Here is a 21318-nt window from a genome sequence, read left to right as displayed (position 1 = left end):
ATGGCCGTCTACACGCATGTCCCCGCGGAGGACATGGACCGTTTTCTCGCGCGCTATGATGTCGGCAGTCTGGTTTCGGCCAAGGGCATTGCCGAAGGCGTGGAAAACAGCAACTATCTGCTTGAGACAACGCAAGACCGGTTCATTCTGACACTGTATGAAAAGCGCGTCGATGAAGCGGACCTGCCGTTCTTCATGGACCTGCTTGATCATCTGGCCGAGCGCGGATGCCGGGTGCCGCGCTTCATCGGCGACCGGCAGGGCCGCAAGCTCCAGCAACTCGGCGGTCGCCCTGCCTGCCTGATCGAGTTTCTCACCGGCGTGTCGGTAACCGAGCCGACCGCTGCGCAAAGCCGTGCCGCGGGCATCGCGCTGGGAGAGATGCACCGGGCGGCGGCTGACTTCGCGGGGCGACGTCGCAACGCGCTCGACCCTGCCGGCTGGCATGATCTTGCCACCCGATGCGGGGCGGATTTCGATGCGATTGCGCCGGGTCTGGGTGAACGTGTCCGGCAGGAACTGCTCTGGCTCGATGCGCACTGGCCCGCCGACCTGCCCAGCGCGGTAATCCATGCCGATCTGTTCCCGGACAATGTGCTGATGCTGGGCGACCGCGTGACCGGCCTGATCGATTTCTATTTCAGTTGTACCGACATCCGCGCCTATGACCTTGCCGTCACGCATGGCGCGTGGTGCTTTGCGCATGACGGGAGCGCCTATCATGCAGACCGCGGCGCGGCGCTCGTGGCGGGCTATGATGTTGCCTTCGGCCTGTCAGAGGCGGAACATATTGCCTTTCCAGCGCTGTGTCGCGGGGCGGCGCTCCGCTTCCTCCTGACGCGCGCCTATGACTGGATCAACACGCCGCCCGACGCGCTGGTGACTCGCAAGGACCCGCTGGCCTTTCTGCGCCGTCTCGATTTCTATGCGCAGGCCACCCTGCCGGAGCTGCTGGGCCGATGAGCGATGCGGCGACCAGCGTCGAGATTTTCACCGACGGCGCATGCAAGGGCAACCCCGGTCCCGGCGGCTGGGGCGCGGTCATTCGCTCCGGCGCCCATGAAAAGGAACTGTCCGGCGGAGAAGCGCAGACCACCAACAACCGCATGGAACTGATGGCGGCGATCGCCGCGCTCAACGCCCTGAAACGGCCCTGTCATGTCGTGCTGACCACCGACAGCAATTATGTGAAAGACGGCATCACCAAATGGGTGTTCGGCTGGCAAAAGAACGGCTGGAAGACGGCCGACCGCAAGCCGGTGAAGAACGCCGAACTGTGGCAGGCTCTGGTGGAAGCGACGCAGCGGCACCAGATAGATTGGCGCTGGGTGAAGGGCCATGCCGGGCATCCCGATAATGAGCGCGCAGACCGGCTGGCCAGCGCCGCCGCCGAAGCGATGCGCTGAACGCACTGAGAATAATACGAGAGGAACCTTCATGACCGATCCTGTTGTCATCGCCAGCTATGCACGCACGCCCATGGGCGGGTTTCAGGGCGCGCTTTCCGGGCTGAGCGCGACGCAACTTGGCACTGCGGCAGTCGCCGCGGCGGTCGCGCGCGCCCGTGTGGAAGGCACCGCGATCGAACGCATCTACATGGGCTGCGTGCTGCCCGCCGGGCTGGGCCAGGCCCCCGCGCGGCAGGTGGCGCTGGGCGCGGGCCTGCCGCAATCGGTCGAGGCCACGACCGTCAACAAGATGTGCGGATCGGGTATGCAGGCGGCGATCATGGCGCATGACGCGCTGATGGCGGGCAGCGCCGAGGTCATCGTCGCAGGCGGCATGGAAAGCATGACCAACGCCCCTTATGCCTTGCTCAAGCATCGGTCGGGCGCGCGGATCGGGCATGACCGGATTATCGATACGATGATGCTCGATGGGCTGGAGGATGCCTACACCCCCGGCAAGGCGATGGGTGCCTTCGCGGAGGATGCCGTGCGCGACTATCAATTCACGCGCGAAGAGCAGGATGATTATGCGCTCCGCTCGCTGGAACGCGCCAATGCCGCCATCGCGGGCGGTGCGTTCGTCCGCGAAATCGCCCCCGTCACGGTGTCCGGCAAAGGCGGCGATGTCGTGATCGACACCGACGAACAACCCGGCAAGGCGAAGCCGGACAAGATCCGCAGCCTGAAGCCCGCCTTCGTCAAGGACGGCACGATCACCGCCGCCAATGCGTCCTCGATCTCCGACGGCGCGGCGGCGTTGGTGATGACGCGGCGCAGCATCGCCGACCGGCTGGGCCTTCCCGTCATCGCGACCGTGGTCGGCCATGCCGCCCATGCCCATGCGCCGGGCCTGTTTACGACCGCGCCGGTACCGGCGATGCGCAAGGTGCTGGCGAAGGCCGGATGGACAGCCGAAGACGTCGATCTGTTCGAAGTCAACGAAGCCTTTGCCGTTGTGGCCATGATTGCCGCGCGCGAGCTGGCGATCCCCGCCGAAAAGCTGAATGTGAACGGCGGCGCAACGGCTCTCGGCCATCCAATCGGTGCCAGCGGCGCGCGCATTCTGGCAACGTTGATCGCGGCGCTGGAGACGCGGGGCCTGAAGCGTGGTGTCGCCAGCCTGTGCATCGGCGGCGGGGAAGCCACGGCCATGGCCGTCGAACTGGCCTGATCGTTTCGGAGAGGATTGAAGATTATGGACATCACCGGATTGGCCGCAATCGTGACCGGCGGCGCATCGGGCCTTGGCAAGGCGACCGCACAGATGCTTGGCGCACAGGGCGCGAAAGTCGCGATATTTGACCTGAACGATGAAGCGGGGACGGCCGCAGCGACGGAAATCGGCGGCCTCTATGTCGGCGTCAACGTGTCTGATGAAAGGAGCGTGACACAGGGGCTGGACGCTGCCGAACAGGCGCACGGCGTCGCCCGCATCCTCGTCAACTGCGCGGGGATCGCGCCTGCGACGAAGACGGTCGGCAAGAATAATGTGCCGCACCCGCTCGACAGCTTTCGAAAGACGGTCGAAGTCAATCTGATCGGGTCGTTCAACGTTCTCGCGCAATTTGCCGCGCGCGCCGCGACCCTTGATGACATCGGGGGCGAGCGCGGCGTCATCGTCAACACCGCTTCGGTCGCCGCCTATGACGGGCAGATCGGCCAGGCGGCCTATGGCGCATCCAAGGGTGGCGTCGTAGGCATGACCCTGCCCGTCGCCCGCGACCTTGCGCAGCACCGCATTCGTGTCATGACGATAGCGCCCGGCCTGTTCCTGACCCCGATGCTGGAGAGTTTCCCGCAGCATGTGCAGGATGCGCTGGGTGCGCAGGTCCCGCATCCCAGTCGCCTGGGCAGCCCGGCCGAATATGCGCAACTGGTCGAGGCGATCATCCGCAATCCGATGCTGAATGGCGAAGTGATCCGCCTGGACGGCGCCATTCGCATGGCACCGCGCTAGAGTGATTTCACGGCTCAAAAATCAAGGTAGAACAAAGCACTAGGCGAACTTCGCTTTTGAGCGATCATTCCCTGCGAGCATGCATGTCTTGTTCCCCTGCGAAAGCAGGGGTCCAGAGCCTCGAATGCTACACCGTGCGACCCTGGCCCCCGCTTTCGCGGGGGGACCAGTCCCTTACTGGCTCATCAGACGACGGTGCCCGCGATCCGTCCGATCGCCGCCGTCAACACCATTGCCAGCGTTCCCCAGAATGTAACACGCAGCACCGCGGGGCCGACCGGCGCGCCCCCTGCCTTTGCGCCGATCGCGCCGAGCAGGGCCAGCAGCAGCAAAGAGGCGAACGCCACCATCGGTACCAGCGTCCGCATCGGCGTTGCGATTGCCAGCATCAGCGGCACTGCCGCCCCCGCCGCAAAGGTACCCGCCGACGTCAGTGCCGCCTGAACAGGACGCGCGGCGCTCACATCCGAAATGCCCAGTTCGTCGCGGGCATGCGCGCCCAGTGCATCATGCGCCATCAACTGACGGGCAACCTCGAGCGCGGTGTCCGGGGCAAGGCCGCGCCCGATATAGATATGCGCGAGTTCAGTGACTTCGCTGTCGGGATCAGTCGCGAGTTCGTTGCGTTCACGCGCCAGGTCGGCCCGTTCCGTATCGGACTGCGAACTGACGGAAACATATTCGCCGGCCGCCATGGACATCGCCCCCGCGACCAGGCCCGCAGCAGCGGCGATCAGCACCGCGCCCGGCTGCGGCGTGGACGAAGCCACGCCGATGATGAGGCTGGCCGTAGATACGATCCCGTCATTCGCGCCTAGCACCGCAGCGCGCAGCCAGCCGATCCGCGACACCAGATGCCTTTCCCCGTGCGAGATATAGCGAGACATGGCCTTTCCCTTCCTGTCGAACCGCCACCGTTAACCATGCAAAGCCCGTTGGCAATCGGCCATCAGCGGGGTATCAGCGCGGGGACCACCGCCTTTCCGCTCCTCCCCGCCCCGAAAGCACAGCATGGCCCAGGACAATGTCACCGCCCAGCCCCTTCCCATCCAGATGCGGGCCGGATTGCGCCGTCTCGCGAAGGCGGTAGTGGTAATCTCCACGAAGAAGGACGGCGTGCGCCACGCCATGGCGGCGACGGCGGTAAGCGAACTCAGCATGGACCCGCCCTCGATGCTCATTTGCGTCAACAAGACGGCGTCGATGCATCCCGTTCTCGAATCAGGCGCGGATTTCTGCATCAACATTCTCGATGCCGCGCATGTGCATATCTCGGCGGCATGCAGCGGGGCTGTAAAGGGCGAGGCGCGCTTCGATGTGGGCAGCTGGGCGGATACCGGCATTGACGTGCCGCGCCTGACGGACGCTCAGGCCAGTTTCGTCTGCCGCCAGACGCAGCGGATACCCTATGGGTCGCACAGCATCTTCATCGGCGATGTCGTGGAGATGTTCGCCGCCGATACCGTCGATCCGCTCGTCTATGTCGATGGCCGCTATGTGCGGATCGGCGATGTCGCGGAGGCGGTCGCCTAAAGCGTTCGCAGGGCCTGCGCCGGTCGCGCGGCAAGCGCGGGGAGCGAACCCACAAGCCCCAGAGCCAGTGTCAGTGCCGCGCCGCCGGCCAGCGTCGCCAGCACCACGCCCCAGTCCGGTGCCCATTGCAGGCCCAGCGTCTGCGTGGCGAGATACCAGCCTGCACCGCTCGCCACGGCCAGCGCAATCCCCGAGACGAGCAACGCAAGCGCGGCATATTCCAGCGCCTGCACGATCAGCACCTGCCGCCGCGTCGCACCCAGCAGCTTGAGCAGCACGGCATCATAAGTGCGACTACGCCGGGCGGCGGCAATCGCCCCGACCAGCACCGCGATGCCCGCGGCGATTGCCACCGAGGCCGCCACGCGGACTGCGGCGGAAAGCTGCGTCAGCAGATCGCCGAGCGATGCGATCACTTCCTTCACCCGGATCAGCGAGGCGGAGGGAAAGGCGCGGATGACATCGCGGTTGATCGCCTTTTCCGCCGCCGCTCCCGCGCCGCCGGGCAGCGCGATCGTCGCCAGATAGCTGTGCGGCGCGCCTTCCAGCGCATTGGGCGAGAAGATCATGCCGAAATTGAGACCCATGCTGTCCCAGTCGATTTCCCGGAAACTGGCAATACGCGCGGGGATTTCGACGCCGAGGACGGAGACGGTCAGCATGTCGCCGATCTTCAGGTTCAGCGCCTTGGCAGCGCGGATATCGACGGAAACCAGAGGTTCGCCGCTATAGTCCTTCGGCCACCATGCCCCATCCACGATGCTGTTGCCGCGCGGCAAGTCTTCTGCATAGGTAAGGCCCCGGTCGCCCCGTAATATCCAGGCGTCCTCGGGAATGTCCTTCATATCGGAAACGCGCTGGTCGCGCACGGCGACCACCGGGCCGCGCAGCGAGGGCGTCGTCACGATGTCCGCGCCGGGGGCCTGCCGCGTCACAATCGTGCGGAACTGATCTACGCCATCCGACGGAATGTCGAGCGCGAAGAAGCTGGGGGCCTTGGCCGGGATGCTGCTTGCCATCTGGCCGGACAAATTGGTTTCGACCACGGCCAGCGTCGCGAACAGGGAGAGGCCAAGGCCAAGTGCGACCATCAGTCGCCCCGTCTGCGCGCCGGGGCGGTGGAGATTAGCGAGCGCCAGACGCCCCAAAGGATGGCGCGGGCGCGGCAGGCGCGCAGCGATCCACTGGACCAGCGATCCCAGCAATGCGAGCATCACGAACAATGCGAAGGCCGCGCCCAGGAATATCGCGGCCAGCATCGGTTCTCGCGCGGTGCCGATCGCGAGCGCCACGATCAGCGCGGCGATCACCACCACCGCCAGCCAAACCCAGCGCCCCGTCCGCCCCTGATCGCCCAGCCCACCGCGAAACAGCGCGGCCGCAGCAACATTGCGCGCGCGGACCAGCGGCACGATGGCGAAGAGCAGCGCCGTTAGCAAGCCATAAGCGGCGCTCGTCAGCAGCGGGACGGGATAGAGGCCCAAGCTGGGCGGCACCGGCAGCAGGTCGCCAGCCAGCAGCGTCACGATCCACGGCAAGGCCGCACCGACAGCGAGACCGAGCAGGAAGCCGGCGCAGGAGACGATCAGGATCTGGAGGAGATAAGTGAGAAAAATGGTGCGGGTTGAGGCCCCTAGCGCCTTCATTGTCGCAATCCCGGGTCGCTTGCCGTCCAGATAGCTGGCCACGCCATTGCCGACACCGATCCCGGCCACCACCAGCGCGGCCAGACCGACGAGTGACAGAAACTGCCCCATCCGGTCGATAAAGCGGCGCGTGCCGGGCGATCCGTTCGCGCGATCCCGCGCTTCCCAACCGGCCTGCGGCGCGGCGGCGTTGATTCGGTCGATCGCGGCTTGCGGATCGGCGGCAGCGGGCATGCGGATGCGATAGCGCGTTTCGTAAATGCTGCCGGGTTGCAGCAGGCCGGTGGCGGGCAGGCTGTCCGCCGCAATGATCGCGCTGGGTCCGAAGGTAAAGCCCGCGCCGACCCGGTCCGGCTCCTGCGCGATGATGCCGGAAACACGGAACAGCACGTCGCCGATCCTTACCTGACCGCCTGCCTTGACGCCCAGCCGGTCGGCGAGCGTGTCTGCCAGCGCGACTTCGCCACGCTTGGGTCGGCTGCCCGCTCCGTCCAGCGTGAAGGCCCCGTACAGCGGCCAGGCAGCGTCGATCGCCTTGAGTTCGCTCAGCACCGCATCCGAACCGTCGGTGCGGGCGACCATCGCCCGCATGCGCGTCGTCTGCGACAGAGCGCCTTCGCGCGCCATCGCCGCGCGCTCCTCCGGGGTGGCGCTGCGCTGGTTCAGGTCGAAACCGATGTCGCCGCCCAGGATCACCTGCCCCTGTTCGGACAAGGCGGCGTTGATCGACGCCGTCAGGCTGCCGATGCCCGCCAGGGCCGCAACACCCAGAAACAGGCACACGATCAGCAGGCGCAACCCTTGCAAGCCGCCGCGAAGGTCGCGCAGGGCAAAGCGCAGCGCCAGCATCATGCGTCGATACCCGCGAGCGCGTTTTCGACTGAACCTTCCACGATCCGCCCGTCCCGCATGGTGACGATCCGGTCGCAGCGGCGGCTCAAGGCAATGTCGTGCGTAATCATCACCAGAGTTGCGCCGGTCTCCTGCTGCCGCGCGAACAGCAGGTCCATGATCGCCGCGCCGTTCGCCGCATCCAGATTGCCGGTCGGTTCGTCGGCGAACAACAGCGCGGGGCGCGGCGCGATGGCCCGCGCGATCGCGACGCGCTGCTGCTCCCCGCCGGAAAGCTGCGCGGGATAATGCGTCAGGCGATGGCCAAGGCCCACGGCGACCAGTTCCGCCTCGGCACGGGCGAAGGCGTCGTCCGCCCCTTCCAGTTCCAGCGGCACGGCGACATTTTCGATCGCGGTCATCGTCGGCAGCAAGTGAAAGGCTTGCAGGACGATGCCGATGCGGCCACGCCGGGCCAGCGCCAGCCCGTCTTCGTCCAGCGCCCCGAAATCCGCGCCCGCCACCCGGATCGACCCGCCGGTTGCACGCTCCAGGCCGGACAGCACCGCCATCAGCGATGACTTGCCCGAACCCGAAGGCCCAAGCAGCGCGACGCTCTCCCCGGCGGCCACGGACAGGCTCACGCCACGCAATATATCGACCTGCGCTGCATCCTTGCCCAGCGAGAGGGTGACATCGCGGGCGTCGATCACAATATCGGGGGCTGTCATGGGATGATGGAGACTTTCTGATGCAAGGCAAGCCAGGTGGCCGGTCACGACTATATGGTGCATTGCGGCATCTTGTCCAAGTGGGCGCGATGATCGGGCTGATGGCGGCATTCCCGGCGCAGGCGGCGGAAAAGCTCGTGCTGGCGTTCGGAGACAGTCTGACCGCAGGCTATGGTCTCAAGCCCAACGAAAGTTTCCCGGTGCAATTGCAAACGGCCCTGCGCCGACAGGGTGTCGCCGTGCGCGTCCACAATGCCGGCGTATCGGGCGATACCACGGCACAGGGCAAGGCGCGGCTGGGCTGGGTGCTCAAGTCCCTGGGGCGCAAGCCCGATCTGGTGATCGTTCAGCTGGGTGGCAACGACATGCTGCGCGGTATCGACCCGGTACAGACGCGCGCGAACATGAACGCCATTCTCGCCGATCTGAAACGCCGGAATATCAAGGTTCTGCTCGCAGGCATGCTGGCCTCGCCCAATCTTGGCAGTGCCTATCGTGCCAAGTTCGATCCCATCTGGCCGACCCTCGCCAAACAGTATCGCGTGCCGCTCTATCCCTTTTTCCTGAAAGGTGTGACGGGAAACCGGTCGCTGCTGCTGAAGGACAATCTGCATCCCACTGCACAGGGTGTCGGGGTGGTGGTGCGCGGCGTCGCGCCCGTGGTGAAGGGGTTGTTATGACCTGAATAAAGCCCCTCCCCTTGAGGGGAGGGGAGGGGTTGGGGTGGGGATTGTGCTGCCGATAAACTTTCGTTAACCATATCGCCATAGGCTGCTGCACATGTTGACTGTTGGCGATCCGGTTCCGTCCCTCATCGCGCGATCCGCGACAAACCCGGCCTATGTTCTCGACAGCATCGCCGGACGGCATGTCGTGATGACGTTCATCGGCGGCGCGCGGACACCGGGCATGGCTGCCTTTTTCGAGCAGCTTTTTCGCGACGCGGGTCCGTTCGACGATGTCCTCGCTTCCTGTTTTCTCGTCAGCAACGATCCGCAGGACGAAACCGCGCCGCTGATTGCAGACCGCTATCCCGGCATCCGCATCCTGTGGGATTTCGACCGCAACCTCGCGCGTCAGTTCGGGGCGGTGCGCGCGGTCGATAGTCAGGTCGAGCGGCTGCATCTCATGAGTTTCGTGCTCGATCCCGCCCTGCGCGTGCAGGCGATCATCCCCATCGTCGATCCCGCCACCCATATGGCGCAAATCCGGGAAGCGATCGCTGCCTTGCCCACCCCCACCGAAATGGCGGACCAGTGGGCACCCGTTCTGCTGGTGCCCAATGTCATCGAACCGGCGCTGTGCCGCGATTTCATTGCTTATGCGCAGGCACGCGGTGTCGAGGACAGCGGCTTCATGAAGACCGACCATGCCACGGGGCAGACCGTTCTGGTCGTCGATTACAACCACAAGCGGCGCGCCGACTGTTCGATCGAGGACGCGCATCTGCGCGCCGCCCTGCAACAGCGGATCATGCGCCGGGTTGTACCGGCGATCGAACGCGCCTTCCAGTTCCGGGTGACGCGCATGGAACGCTATCTGCTCGCCTGCTACGATGCAGAGACCGGCGGCTATTTCCGCCCGCACAAGGACAATACGACGCTGGGCACCGCGCATCGCCGCTTTGCCGTGACGATCAACCTCAATGCCGAGGATTATGACGGTGGCGACCTGCGCTTCCCGCAATTCGGTCCGCGCACCTATCGCGCGCCGACCGGCGGGGCGATCGTCTTCTCCTGTTCGCTGCTGCACGAGGCGACGCCGATCACGCGCGGCAAACGCTATGCCCTGCTGCCCTTCCTCTACGATGAAGCCGCCGCCAAGGTGCGGCTCGAAAATGCGCAGCATCTGGCCGATCCTGCACTGCGCAAATCAGTGGTCAAATCCGTAACAGCCGCGCCCGGCTGGTTCGAACCGAGCGACAAGGAAGCCAAGGCACCCGCGCCGGTGCCTCGCAAGACCGTACGCAAGGCCCCGGCCAAGGCCGCACCGAAAGCCAAGGCAAAGCGCCCCGCGAAGGTCTGATGGCAGGAGCGTGAAGGCGGAGACCGCCCGTTCCCGCCGATTACCCCAGTCGCGCCAGTGCGGCCGCCAGCCGTTCCGCCTCGGCCGCTTTCTCGGCATGATCCGCGCGCGCCTTTTCGACCGCTTCGGGCTTGGCCCGCTCGACAAAGCTGGCGTTGGAGAGGCGGCCCGCCAGCGCGTCGCGTTCCTTCGCGGCGGCGTCCATCGCCTTGGTGAGGCGCGCCTTTTCCGCAGCGAGATCGATCACGCCTTCGAGCGGCAGGATATATGTCGCTTCATCGACGACGACCTGCGCCGCACCCGCTTCGTCGGCATCGCCGAACGTGACCGCCTCGATACGCGCCAGCCGCGCCAGCGACGCGTGCTGCCGGTCCAGGCGCGCGCGCGTTGCGTCTGAGGCATCGCGCACGATGGCCTTCATCTTTGCGCCCGGCGGCACGTTGAGTTCGGTGCGGGCCGTGCGGACGGACTGCACGAGGCGGATGAGCCAGTCGATCTCGGCGCGCGCTTCGCCATCATCCGCGACTACGGATTGCGGCCATTGCGCAACGATGAGGTCGCTCTCTCGCGCGCCCATCGCATGCCACAGTTCCTCGGTGATGAAGGGCATGAAGGGGTGGAGCATCACGAGAATCTGGTCGAAGGCCCATCCAGCGACAGCGCGCGTCTCCTCGTCGATCTGCCCTTTGGTCAGTTCGATGTACCAGTCGCAATATTGATCCCAGACGAAATGATAGATGGCGTTCGCCGCCGCATCGAAGCGCAGGTCGGCGAGCGCCTTGTCGATGGCCTGCACGGTATCGACGACTTCGCCGATGACCCATGTGTTGACGGGCAAGGTCGCGGTCGGCGCGGTGACCGATTGCGATGCGCCGATGCCGTTGGATTGCAGAAAGCGCGCGGCGTTCCACAGCTTCGTCGCGAAGTTGCGATATCCCTCGACGCGCTTTTCATCCATCTTGATGTCGCGGCCCTGGCTTTCCATCGCGCTCATGAAAAAGCGCAGCGCATCGGCACCGTATGCATCGATGAGGCCCAACGGATCGACGGTATTCCCCTTCGACTTCGACATCTTCGAGCCATCCGCCGCGCGGACAAGGCCGTGGAGATAGAGGCGCTTCCAAGGGACATCCCCCATGAACTCTTGCCCCATCATCGCCATCCGCGCATCCCAGAAGAACAGGATGTCGAACCCGGAAATGAGCAGGTCATTGGGGTAATGGCGGGCAACCAGGTTCCCCCTCTCCCCTTCCGCGGCGTCAATCCCCTTCCCGTTCGTGTCGAGCGAAGTCGAGACACCCTGTGCAGCGCGTGCCGCCTGTCCCTCGACTTCGCTCGGGACGAACGGAGTTTCGGTTGGCCAGCCCAGCGTGGCGAAGGGCCAGAGGGCGGAGGAGAACCATGTGTCTAGGACGTCGGGATCGCGCACAATATAAATGGTGCTGCTAGACGCACGCGGAAAGCGATCATCAATTTCGATCTTAAACTGCTGACCGTAAAAAGCCTGAGCAGCCGAGATTGCGTCAGCGTCAGTAAGCGCAACAAAGGTTTCGTTCTTTGAACTGCTCGTTTCCGTGAAGGAACCATCAGCATGGAACTGCTGTTCCATAAATGTAGCAATGCCGTTTTCTGTTTTCGCCGGCCCAAACCAAGCCGGTATCCTATGCCCCCACCAGAGTTGCCGGGACACGCACCAGGGCTGGATATTCTCCATCCAGTTGAACCAGGTCTTTTCCCAGGTTTTGGGCACAATCTCGATCGCGCCGGTCTTCACCGCCTCGATCGCCGGTTTCGCCAGCGTCGCCGCATCGACATACCACTGGTCGGTTAGCCAGGGTTCGATCACTACGCCGCTGCGATCGCCATAAGGCGTCTGGATCACGCGGTCCTCGATCCTGTCGAGCAGGCCGAGCCTCTCCATTTCCGCAACCACTGCCTTGCGCGCATCGAAACGGTCCAGGCCGAGATACTCCTCAGGAATATCGCCGCACTGGACGACCTTCGCATCGGCATCCAGCATGTTGAGCATGTCGCCCGCCTTGATCCCGGCCCGCTTGCCGACCTCGAAATCGTTGAAGTCATGCCCCGGCGTGATCTTCACCGCACCGCTGCCCAGTTCCGGGTCGGCATGGTCGTCGGTGATGATGGGGATCAAGCGGCCGGTGATAGGCAGCTTCACATGCTTGCCGACAACAGAGGCATAGCGCGGGTCCGCCGCATTCACAGCGACGGCCATGTCGGCCAGCATCGTTTCGGGCCGCGTTGTCGCGACGACGATATGGTCGCGCCCCCCCAAGTCACCATTGGCATCCAGCGTCACGCCATCGGCCAGCGGATAGCGGAAATGCCAGAACTTGCCGTTCACTTCCCGCGTCTCGACTTCCAGATCGGAAATCGCGGTTTTCAGGCCCGGGTCCCAGTTGACCAGCCTTTTGTCGCGATACAGGAGGCCGCGATTGTACAGGTCCACGAACACTTTCGTGACCGCCTTCGAGAAATGCGGGTCCATCGTGAACTGTTCGCGGGACCAGTCCATCGAGCAGCCCAGCCGCCGCAATTGCCCGGTGATCGTGCCGCCGCTCTCCCGCTTCCAGTCCCACACCTTTTCGACGAACTGGTCGCGCGTGTAATCGGTGCGCTTTTCCCCGCGCGCATTCATCTGCCGCTCGACCACCATCTGCGTGGCGATGCCCGCATGGTCGGTGCCGACGACCCACAGCGCATCCTTGCCGCGCAGCCGCTCGTAACGGATCATGATATCCTGCAACGTGTTGTCGAGCGCATGGCCGATATGCAGGCTGCCGGTGACATTGGGCGGCGGATTGACGATGGTGAACGGCTGCGCATCGGGCCGTTCCGGGCGGAACAGGCCGTTTTCCTCCCAATGGGCATACCAGCGGGATTCGATAGTCGCGGGGTCGAAAGTCTTGGGCAGATCGGTCATCCGACTGCCTTTAGCGATTGCGACGAACCCGTCAAAGCCAATGTCCGCCCGGCGTTACGCAGACCGGTGTGCGGCAAAGGATCTTAAAGGGCGCGTCCGGTAATCCGCGCGATTTCCTTGGCGACCATCGCCTCCACCAGATCGGGCAGGTGCGCGTCCAGCCAGTCCTTCATCATCGGGCGGAGCAACTCGCGCACCAGCGATTCGAGCGTATTGTCACGCCCGCCTTCCTGCGGCTTCACCACCATGGCGGACAGGGCGGAGAGCGAATGACGCGTGGCGACTTCGCTTTCGACCGACAGCATCGTTTCCGCCGCGCCGGATTTGGGAGCAGGGTTTTCAGCTGCAATGGCTTCAGGCGCAACGGTCCCTGCCGCGACCGATTCGGGGGCAGGCTTGATTGCGGTGCGGGCCATCACATTTGCCTCCGGTGCGGGCGGTGAAGCAGGCGTGACCGACGGCGCGGCCAAAGGTTCCTCGCTATGGGCGGCAGGCCCGGCAGGGTCGAGCGCCTCGGTCAGCTCCAGCACTTCCTCGGGCCGCGCATAGCTGGCCAGAGAGACCGTCTCGATGACGTCACGCCCTTCGATATCAGTGGCTTGGCTCGTGTCTTCGGCAGGCTTGCCACGCTTGGGTGCGCGGGCGGAAATCCCCCGGCTGGCTTCGTCACCTTCCTCGGCGATGATGCGCTTGATGGAGGAGAGTATCTCTTCCATCGAGGGTTCCTTGGTCATGTCCCCCATTGCGTACCCCTCACTTCACCCTTGTTCGACCCGTTCGCCGCCATGGTCCGCACCCGGCGTTAACCATCATTTTGCGGCGTCGGGCGACACCATGGCGTTTTGTGCGGGTGTGTCAACGGTGCGCGTGGCGACGGGCTGCGGCCGGGGGTCGCCGCCCCAGTCGAGCAGCTTGTTCTTGACGCGATCGTAATTCAGCACCGGATCGTACAGCGTCCCGCTGGCCAGGCCAAGATCGTCGGCTTCCGCATGGCCCATTGCCGCGAGCAGCGAAAAGCCCGCCACATAAGCATTGCGCTGCGCGGAAACGAGCTGGACGCGCGCGTTAAGCGCCTCCTGCTCGGCATTGAGGATATCGAGGATGGTGCGACTGCCGACCGAATTTTCCGCCCGCACCCCTTCGAGCGACAGCGCGGTCGCATCGACCGCCGCCTGGCTGGACACGATCGTCTGGAGCGAGGCCTGCCAGCTCGCATAAGAGGCGCGGACCTGCGAAATCACGCTCCGCTCCGCTTCGATTTCGCGCTCGATCGCCTGCGATTCGAGCGCCTGATTCTGCCGCACCTGCGCCGCCGGGCGTCCGCCCTGATAAAGCGGCACGGTGAGTTGCACGCCAGCAGACGCCGTTTCGTTGACTTGCGCCCCGGTCCCGCCGTTCAGCGTAGTGAGATAATTGGTATAGGCTCCCTGGGTAAAGACCGAAACAGTTGGTTTGGCCGCCGCACGCGCCGCGCGCACGTCGTATACGGCCGCCTCCCGCTGCTTCTTTGCGGCAAGAATGTCGGGATTGTCGGCAACGGCGACCTGTACCGCCAGATCGGGACTTTCAGGCAGGCCGGGCAAGGGAGGCGGCGTTTCCAGATCGTCCGGCACCGTGCCGACCAGCGCGATGTAGTTTTCGCGCGAGCGGATCAGATTGGCCTCTGCTGTCTGCAAATCGCTGCGGGCAACCGCCAGGCGCGACTGCGACTGGGCAATGTCCGTGCGCGTCAGGTCGCCGACTTCGAACCGGTCGTTGGTCGCCTGAAGATTGACATCCAGCACGCCGACATTGGCGCGGTTGAGGGCAACGATCGCACTGTCGCGGATGACGTCCATGTAGGCCGCTACCACTTGCGAAAACACCGACGCCTCGGTGCCACGCAGATTGGCGCGGCCTGCCTCCACTCGCGTCTTGGCGCCCGTGATGGCATTCTTCACCGCTCCGCCGGAATAGATCGGAACGTTGAGCTGCGCTTGCGCATTAACCGTCCGCTGCGGAGCGGTAAATGATATCGTCGGCTTCAGGATGCTTTCGGTGAACGAGCCACTGGCCTGCACATTGGGTCGGCCGGCGGCTTTCTGGATCGGCACATTCTCATCCGTAGCGCGCAGCCCCGCCCGCGCGCCGGTCAGCGTCGGGTTGGTCTGATAGGCTTTGAGCAGCGCATCCTGCAACGTCTCTGCCGACACCGGCTGAACAGACTGCACGGCTAGGACGGCGCTGCTCCCCAGCAGCATGGCAAGGCGCTGCGCTCGGACTGGAAGACGTTTCAAATGCCGGACTTTCTCAAAATACGAAGGTTTTCGGGCGGGCAAATCCGGGCAAGACGACCATTTCGATGTCGGCAACATGCGTAAGGCCAAAGGCATCCCCGCTCTTGCGCCCGATGGCGAGGCGCGTCACGCCCTTGTCGATCAGCCCTGTCGCCATCCGTCCCCCATCGCCAAGCTGCTCAACGAGCGCACCGGGCACTTCCTCTATCGCGCCGTCGATGATGATGACGGCATAAGGGCCATTGGCAGGCGCGCCTCCCGCAAGCGTGCCGGGTGCCAGTGTGACGCCTGCCAGCGGCGCGACTGACGATGTGCCATCTGGCGTCAGCAAGGCGGCATCGTCCACGGCCGTTACCTGCGCGCCCATGGCGGCGAGCAGCGCGGCAGTGTATCCCGTTGCCGCACCGACGAGCAGCACCTTTTCCCCGCGCCGCACGGCCGCTTCGGTCAGCAACCGCCCGGTTGCGAGCGGCGGGTTGAGCGCACGTCCGTCGGCCAGCGGCACGGGCCGGTCGATATAGGCCATCGCCTGCCGTGTCACCGGCACGAACGCCTCGCGCGGCACCTGCGCCATCGCCGCGATCACGCGAACATCGTTCACGTCGCTCGTGCGAAGCTGGTTTTCAACCATGGCGGCGCGCATGGCCGCAAAATTGGGTTCCGTCACCATAGATCTCCGATTGGCATAACTGTGTTGCCAACGCAATACAGCAAATGACTTTGCAGACCTCTAATTCACCTGCCTCGTCGCGCCAAGTCGCTTTTGCGCCACTGCAACGGCCTTTCATGCGGGGCCGCTCATGCTATGGCCGCGCCCAATGGGCCTGCCCGGCCGATAGGCACCCTTGACTTTATGGCCCAGCCTGCGCATTGCGCACCTCCCACGACACGGTTTGGCCCGATGGCGGAGTGGTTACGCAGAGGACTGCAAATCCTTGCACGCCGGTTCGATTCCGGCTCGGGCCTCCAAAATCCTGTCCAGCGACGTCGGTCAACAGTTGAAAAATCCCTGATTTCCGGTAGTTTATGGGCATTCGCTGATTGTCAGTGGAGGCCCCTGTTTGCCTGCAATTGCGGATGATGGGGGCCTAATTTGGGGGCTTCGAAAGGCGCCAGCAGAATCGAGGCCCCCAATGGCGCTAACCGATACCGCTATCCGCAATGCGAAGCCCGCAGATAAGCCTTACAAAGCTACAGACTCCCAAGGTTTGTATTTGCTCGTGAATCCACGAAGCAGCAAGCTGTGGCGAGTCAAATGCCGTATCGACGGCGTGGAGCGGAAACTGTCGCTAGGGGCGCATCCCGAGATTACGCTGGCCGAGGCGCGCGCTGCCCGGGGTGCGGCCCGTAGGCAACTGGCTCATGGGTAGTGTCTCACTTTGAAAATTGACGCCTTGCCTGTCGCATCCAGCCGCCTCTTCCTATATGCTTAGCGGAAAGCATGGAGGTTTATATGGCAAGATCATCAAATCCGTGCCCCGCTGAATGCAGCGGCGGGCATGGTAGACCGCAGCACGATATTGCAGCCGAGAAACTAGAGGCAGCAGGCGTTACCGGCGAATGGATTGCAAGGGCGATCCGCTGCGGTTACTGCGATCAGATTTATTCCAGAGAATTCTCAACCTCGCGCCTTGTGCGGCGGGGACACTTCGCTGGCAACACACTTATGACAGCCGAGAATTGGAGGCCGTACCTTGCCTAAAGGTCCACGCGGAGAGAAGCGCCCAGCCGCCGCGATCGGCTTAGCCGTGCTGGTCGGCAAGATCGCTACAGGCGAGGTTGAGGACGAACGCGACGAAAAGCTATCCAGCGCGGCGGCTGAAATGGGCCGCGCTGGAGGCAAGAAGCGCGCTGAGAATATGACGCCGGAGCGGCGCAAGGAGATTGCGCAGAAGGCGGCAGCTAAGCGGTGGGCGAAAGATTCCTAGTCCGGCGCAGGGAAGCAATACGTTCCGCTCTCTAGCGGAAGCTGCAACGTATCTCCGAAACGCGGGTAATATTCATCCAACCTTAGCTTAAACGATGCCCAATCTGGCGACATCCTCATCAACAGGATAACGCCCTCTAGCAGCCGCTCCAATGCCGGTTTACCATCTTCCGGGGTAAGGAGTTGTGTCAGCTTTTGCGTCGGCTTCGCTTTGCGCATCGCGAGGCTCGACGATCTTCTGGGCTTGCCGCCAGCGCTGCGACACGCGCTCGAACTCCGCGACCATCTGTTCGGCAATCGGTTCGAGCGGCTGGTCCGCAAACGCGATCCGCACCGGCAGGCGGGCTTGCACCGCGGCGCTCAGATTGGCGGCGCTGAGGGTGCCCGCCACCACGCCTTCGATAGACTCGGTATCGCTGCCGCCGATCTCGAACGCGAAATCCTCCGGTTCGCGTTGATGCCGCCAGTTCTCGCACTCAAGTTCCAGCCGATCGGTTGGGTCTTCGCGTCCCGTACGCCAACAGAAGGCGTCTGCATCGCGGGTGGTGTTGAGACGAGCCAGAGGATCAAGGAGCGGAGTGCGATCTGGACCGAAAATGTCGCGGTTGGCGGAGCCCAGTAAGTTTGCGGCAAGGGTCGACGCGATGGGCAGTGCGGGCGGCATCGGAATGCTCAGCTCGGCACGTCGCTTCCGGTCGTCTACCGTCTTGGCGTCTCCGGTCCATTTCTTCAGGCGCCGGATCGTGAACTTGCCGCCAACCGCAAGCTCCACCAGCGCCTTCAACGCCCGCCGGTTACCCTTGTTGACGCCCATGAACAGGGCGCCCGGCCACTCGCGGCGGCGTCGCCAGGTGATATGCAGATCGCGAAGCTGACCATGAACCTGCTCGAGCCAGGCGGCATAGTCCTCTTCATACTTGGCGATAGCGCGGGCCATGAGCGGCGACAGGTGACGCTCGAAGTCACGGCCGATCTTGGCGATGTCGACCGCCCCCGTGCGCTGCGTCGGAGCCTTTGCCGCCGGGGGCGGCGTGAGGCGGGCCACCGGATTGGCCTGACCGACCCGCGTGACCAGCTCCTTGACCAGTTCGGGCGCGAGTGCGTCGTAGCGTTTCAGCGTCGCGTCGATCCGCTTGATCTGCTTGATCCTCTGGCCGTCCGTGTCCTCGAACCAGCCTTCCAGTTGCGGCTCGCTGGCCTGGAGCCTGGCAATCTCCGCCCTGAGGTGTAAGGATCGCGCCTATGCATTAGAACTGTACGCGTTCAATGCAGGAGCCGGTCGACATCAGAATGAGACGCTCACATTTTGTATGGAGCAGGCTTTGGAGTGGAGCCTTAAACAACGGTCCTGATGGGGAAGTTATGCCCCATTTATTTCGGCAGAATTGGAGCTTACCCGGGTTCATCGTGTATTCTAAATTCCTCGGGACAACTTTTTGTTCAAATACTCCGGATTCCACGCAGACTCCAAGCAGTCGCCCACGTTGACCTGCCCCCCTAGGACGATACATAAGATCGGCCCGTCCTCAACTGCACTGCACACATCACAATGTCAGCTACCCCGGTTCCTCTTGTCGCGCTTGTGATTGCCCGCGCTACGACACTGGCCTATCCCGAATTGCTGCCCGAACTGGCAACAGCCCTCCAAGGCAAGGGCATGCAGTTCGTGCTGTACATCATAGAGCATGAACATGATGCGGACATGGCGATGGCCGCGATCGAACGGCTTGACGTTGCAGGAGTCATTGCGGCGGCACGACCATCGGAGCGGGAAATTGCCCGCGCGTCGGAACGGGGCGTGCCGCTTCTTCTGTACAATTGCCATGCGCAGGGCCCGACCGTCGATTCGATCAGCTGCGATCATGCGGCCTGCGGCCACATGCTGGCAACGATGCTTCTGGACGCCGGGCATCGCCGTTTCGGCATCATTGCGTCGCCGGATGATTCGCTGGTCGGCGTGGAAAGGGCGGCCGGCGCAATCGGCACATTGCAACGCAGCCGGGCACTCACCATCGAAGTGGAGCGTGGCGATTACAGCTATGCCAGTGGCGCGGCGGCGATAGACGCGCTGTTCGCGCGCATGAAGCCGAAGCCGTCCGCGATTATCGCCGTAAACGACGCCATGGCGATCGGCGCGCTGGATCGTGCCCGCGATCTTCAGATACGCGTGCCACGGGATCTATCGATTGTCGGCATCGACGGCACGCAGACGGCGCTGCTGCCGTCCTATCAGCTCACAACGATGCGCCAGCCGCTGAACCTGCTGGCGAACACGGCTGTAGACTTGCTCCTGCACCGGATAGAAGAACCCGGCGGACCGCCCGAAATCCGTCTCTATGGCGCGCAATTGATCGAAGGACGCACGGCTCGCCTGGAAAAGCCCGTACGCAAGGCGTCATTGCCGATGCGACGGGCGGGCTGAGGCGCTCACCCGATCGGCCGCTGGCGTTCACGCGCTTCAGCAAAAATATCTCGGTCGAGTTGCCGGAAGAGGTCCGGAAGATCGATGAAAATCCAGTTTTCCGAAAGCCGGTCGCCGTCCCGCCGCCACCAGTCCATGACCCGCATCGTGATCGGTTTGGGACTTATATACATGCTTGACCCAAGGCGGGGAGCGTGCTAATCAGGCTGCATGAGCAAGAAACCCGCCATTCAGCAGTTTGACACCATCCTTCAGATGATGGCCGTAATCCCCGACGAACAGGCCGCGATCGACCATTTTACGGCGATCCGCTGGAAAAACGGTGCTTTTTGTCCGCTCTGCAAAAATGCGGACGCCAACCGTATTGGGCGCATGAATCGCGTTGTTGGCGCTGGCGAAAATCAGGTTAAAACTCCGACCAACACCTACAAGTGCTATGCCTGCCGCAAGCGCTTCTCCATAAAGGTCGGCACGATCTTTGAAGACAGCAAAATCCCGCTGCGCTCGTGGATGCTGGCGATCTGGCTTATCACATCGCACAAGAAAGGCATCGCCAGCACCCAACTCGCCAAGGATATCGGCGTTACGCAAAAGACGGCTTGGTTCATGACCCACCGCTTGCGCTATGCGATCAAAACCCAGTCTTTCAACCGCCCGCTGGACGGCATTGTAGAAGCCGACGAAACTTTCATCGGCGGCAAAGAGAAGAATAAGCACGCTCATCAGCGCACCGGCGGCAAACAAGGTGGCAAAGGTAAGGTTGCCGTTCTTGGTATGTTGGAACGCGACGGCGAATTGCGCACCGGCACCACGCCGAACCTGAGCGCCAAGGCCGTCCAGACCGTCATCCGTGACAATGTGAAGTCGGGCGCTAACCTGATGACCGATGAGCATGGCGCGTTCGTCGGCCTGTCCGACGCCTACAATCACCACCGCGTAAACCACAGCGCTGGCGAGTATGTGCGCCACTATATCCTGCACACTAACGGGATTGAGAGTGTTTGGGCGTTGTTCAAGCGTCAAATCATCGGCACTCACCATTTCCTTTCGCCCAAGCACCTGAACGCCTACCTTGGCGAGATGACATGGCGCTTCAATCTCCGCAGCATGGGCGAAGGCGACCGCGTGAACGCCCTTCTCGCGCAGACCGCCGGACGCCTCACCTACAAGGCTTTGAAGGCATGAGCGGCAAGCGAGAGAAGCCCCTTGGGCTGGACATGCCGCTCGCCGAAGCGCTCGAAAGGTTCATAGGCGTCGATCCCGACGAGTTGCCGGACAACGTGAAGCTGAGACAAAAAAAGGGACCGCAGAAGCGATCCCTAGGTGTTGATGAAAAGCCCACTAAGGGCGGTGACTAATCCTCTGGATTAACGGCGGCGATAATAGCACCGCACACGTTCGACGCGACAGCGCCTGATGCGGTAATATCCCTGGATGAAGCGCATTTGCTTTTTCCTTGAATTTGGGCGCTAACCGTGCGATTCCTTGCTTGTCACAGCGGTGGAAACGCAGCGCTTAGCGCCCGTTGAAACTACGGATGGCCGGGGCTTTGCTCCGGCCTTTTCCGTTTCTGGCGGC

22 protein-coding genes and 1 tRNA gene are annotated in these 21318 nt (G+C 63.5%); 14 read left to right on the top strand and 9 right to left on the bottom strand.

What is annotated here, in order from left to right:
• From thrB to ENE74_RS07205, 4 genes are read left to right on the top strand one after another with little or no spacing between them, the layout of a single operon-like run.
• A complete protein-coding gene (gene thrB / locus ENE74_RS07220; protein ID WP_127690209.1) occupies positions 1-963 on the top strand; it encodes a homoserine kinase in 963 nt (320 codons plus the stop codon).
• Complete coding sequence (gene rnhA, locus ENE74_RS07215; protein ID WP_127690208.1) at positions 960-1406, top strand: ribonuclease HI; 447 nt, start codon at positions 960-962, stop codon at positions 1404-1406. Before thrB ends, rnhA begins: the two co-directional genes overlap by 4 nt.
• Positions 1407-1437: 31 nt before the next feature.
• Positions 1438-2619 carry an acetyl-CoA C-acyltransferase gene (locus tag ENE74_RS07210; protein WP_127690207.1) on the top strand — a complete coding sequence of 394 codons (1182 nt, stop codon included), beginning with the start codon at positions 1438-1440 and terminating at the stop codon, positions 2617-2619.
• A 24-nt stretch (positions 2620-2643) separates the two neighbouring features.
• On the top strand, positions 2644-3405 hold the full coding sequence (locus tag ENE74_RS07205; protein ID WP_127690206.1) for an SDR family NAD(P)-dependent oxidoreductase: 762 nt from the start codon (positions 2644-2646) through the stop codon (positions 3403-3405).
• Between the two features lie 185 nt (positions 3406-3590).
• Here the strand turns inward: ENE74_RS07205 and ENE74_RS07200 are convergent, their stop codons facing one another.
• On the bottom strand, positions 3591-4292 hold the full coding sequence (locus ENE74_RS07200; protein ID WP_127690205.1) for a VIT1/CCC1 transporter family protein: 702 nt from the start codon (positions 4290-4292) through the stop codon (positions 3591-3593).
• 124 nt (positions 4293-4416) lie between these two features.
• Here ENE74_RS07200 and ENE74_RS07195 point away from each other — a divergent pair, with 124 nt between their 5' ends.
• A complete protein-coding gene (locus ENE74_RS07195) occupies positions 4417-4938 on the top strand; it encodes a flavin reductase family protein (RefSeq protein ID WP_206517662.1) in 522 nt (173 codons plus the stop codon).
• Here ENE74_RS07195 and ENE74_RS07190 read toward each other — a convergent pair.
• On the bottom strand, positions 4935-7436 hold the full coding sequence (locus ENE74_RS07190) for an ABC transporter permease (RefSeq protein ID WP_127690204.1): 2502 nt from the start codon (positions 7434-7436) through the stop codon (positions 4935-4937). The genes ENE74_RS07195 and ENE74_RS07190 overlap by 4 nt on opposite strands.
• Positions 7433-8146 (bottom strand): ABC transporter ATP-binding protein, encoded by a 714-nt coding sequence (locus tag ENE74_RS07185; protein WP_127690203.1) that lies wholly within the window; start codon positions 8144-8146, stop codon positions 7433-7435. Before ENE74_RS07185 ends, ENE74_RS07190 begins: the two co-directional genes overlap by 4 nt.
• 20 nt (positions 8147-8166) lie before the next feature.
• Between ENE74_RS07185 and ENE74_RS07180 the strand changes: the two genes are divergently transcribed.
• Together ENE74_RS07180 and ENE74_RS07175 are read left to right on the top strand one after the other, a co-directional pair.
• Positions 8167-8826, top strand: coding sequence for an arylesterase (locus ENE74_RS07180; RefSeq protein WP_127690202.1), 660 nt, complete (start codon positions 8167-8169; stop codon positions 8824-8826).
• A gap of 100 nt (positions 8827-8926) precedes the next feature.
• Entirely contained in the window at positions 8927-10171 is a 1245-nt protein-coding gene (locus ENE74_RS07175; protein WP_127690201.1) for a 2OG-Fe(II) oxygenase, read from the top strand.
• 40 nt (positions 10172-10211) lie between these two features.
• Here ENE74_RS07175 and ENE74_RS07170 read toward each other — a convergent pair whose 3' ends face one another.
• The 4 genes from ENE74_RS07170 to ENE74_RS07150 form a co-directional block, all read right to left on the bottom strand.
• Entirely contained in the window at positions 10212-13115 is a 2904-nt protein-coding gene (locus tag ENE74_RS07170; RefSeq protein ID WP_127690200.1) for a valine--tRNA ligase, read from the bottom strand.
• 83 nt (positions 13116-13198) lie between these two features.
• On the bottom strand, positions 13199-13858 hold the full coding sequence (locus ENE74_RS18195; protein WP_164847404.1) for a DUF2497 domain-containing protein: 660 nt from the start codon (positions 13856-13858) through the stop codon (positions 13199-13201).
• A 66-nt stretch (positions 13859-13924) separates the two neighbouring features.
• Positions 13925-15355 carry a TolC family outer membrane protein gene (locus tag ENE74_RS07155; protein WP_127690593.1) on the bottom strand — a complete coding sequence of 477 codons (1431 nt, stop codon included), beginning with the start codon at positions 15353-15355 and terminating at the stop codon, positions 13925-13927.
• A 49-nt stretch (positions 15356-15404) separates the two neighbouring features.
• Complete coding sequence (locus ENE74_RS07150) at positions 15405-16061, bottom strand: protein-L-isoaspartate O-methyltransferase family protein (protein WP_420902568.1); 657 nt, start codon at positions 16059-16061, stop codon at positions 15405-15407.
• Between the two features lie 225 nt (positions 16062-16286).
• Between ENE74_RS07150 and ENE74_RS07145 the strand changes: the two genes are divergently transcribed.
• The 3 genes from ENE74_RS07145 (at position 16287) to ENE74_RS07135 (ending at position 17319) form a co-directional block, all read left to right on the top strand.
• Positions 16287-16360 (top strand) — tRNA-Cys (locus tag ENE74_RS07145).
• Between the two features lie 164 nt (positions 16361-16524).
• Positions 16525-16761, top strand: coding sequence for an Arm DNA-binding domain-containing protein (locus tag ENE74_RS07140; RefSeq protein WP_241241872.1), 237 nt, complete (start codon positions 16525-16527; stop codon positions 16759-16761).
• A 378-nt stretch (positions 16762-17139) separates the two neighbouring features.
• Positions 17140-17319, top strand: a complete 180-nt coding sequence (locus ENE74_RS07135; protein WP_206517661.1) for a hypothetical protein — start codon at positions 17140-17142, stop codon at positions 17317-17319.
• Positions 17320-17478: 159 nt separating this feature from the next.
• Here the strand turns inward: ENE74_RS07135 and ENE74_RS07130 are convergent, their stop codons facing one another.
• Complete coding sequence (locus tag ENE74_RS07130; protein WP_164847403.1) at positions 17479-18255, bottom strand: hypothetical protein; 777 nt, start codon at positions 18253-18255, stop codon at positions 17479-17481.
• Between the two features lie 12 nt (positions 18256-18267).
• On the opposite strand from ENE74_RS07130, the gene ENE74_RS18190 reads away from it, so the two are divergent.
• Complete coding sequence (locus ENE74_RS18190) at positions 18268-18549, top strand: hypothetical protein (RefSeq protein ID WP_164847402.1); 282 nt, start codon at positions 18268-18270, stop codon at positions 18547-18549.
• A gap of 318 nt (positions 18550-18867) precedes the next feature.
• Positions 18868-19740: a substrate-binding domain-containing protein gene (locus tag ENE74_RS07125; protein WP_127690197.1), complete on the top strand. Its 873-nt coding sequence runs from the start codon at positions 18868-18870 to the stop codon at positions 19738-19740.
• A gap of 5 nt (positions 19741-19745) precedes the next feature.
• Here the strand turns inward: ENE74_RS07125 and ENE74_RS18645 are convergent, their stop codons facing one another.
• Positions 19746-19877, bottom strand: a complete 132-nt coding sequence (locus ENE74_RS18645; protein ID WP_277601359.1) for a hypothetical protein — start codon at positions 19875-19877, stop codon at positions 19746-19748.
• 73 nt (positions 19878-19950) lie between these two features.
• On the opposite strand from ENE74_RS18645, the gene ENE74_RS07120 reads away from it, so the two are divergent.
• Positions 19951-20925 (top strand): IS1595 family transposase, encoded by a 975-nt coding sequence (locus tag ENE74_RS07120; RefSeq protein ID WP_127689641.1) that lies wholly within the window; start codon positions 19951-19953, stop codon positions 20923-20925.
• On the top strand, positions 20922-21098 hold the full coding sequence (locus ENE74_RS18185; protein ID WP_164847384.1) for a hypothetical protein: 177 nt from the start codon (positions 20922-20924) through the stop codon (positions 21096-21098). The genes ENE74_RS07120 and ENE74_RS18185 overlap by 4 nt, the downstream gene beginning before the upstream one ends.
• The last annotated feature ends 220 nt before the right edge of the window (positions 21099-21318 follow it).

It is taken from the genome of Sphingobium algorifonticola (genome assembly GCF_004005485.1).
Classification (GTDB): Bacteria; Pseudomonadota; Alphaproteobacteria; order Sphingomonadales; family Sphingomonadaceae; genus Sphingobium; species Sphingobium algorifonticola.
Note: the sequence above shows the minus strand (reverse complement) of the source record. Positions and strands in the feature narration are given on the sequence as shown.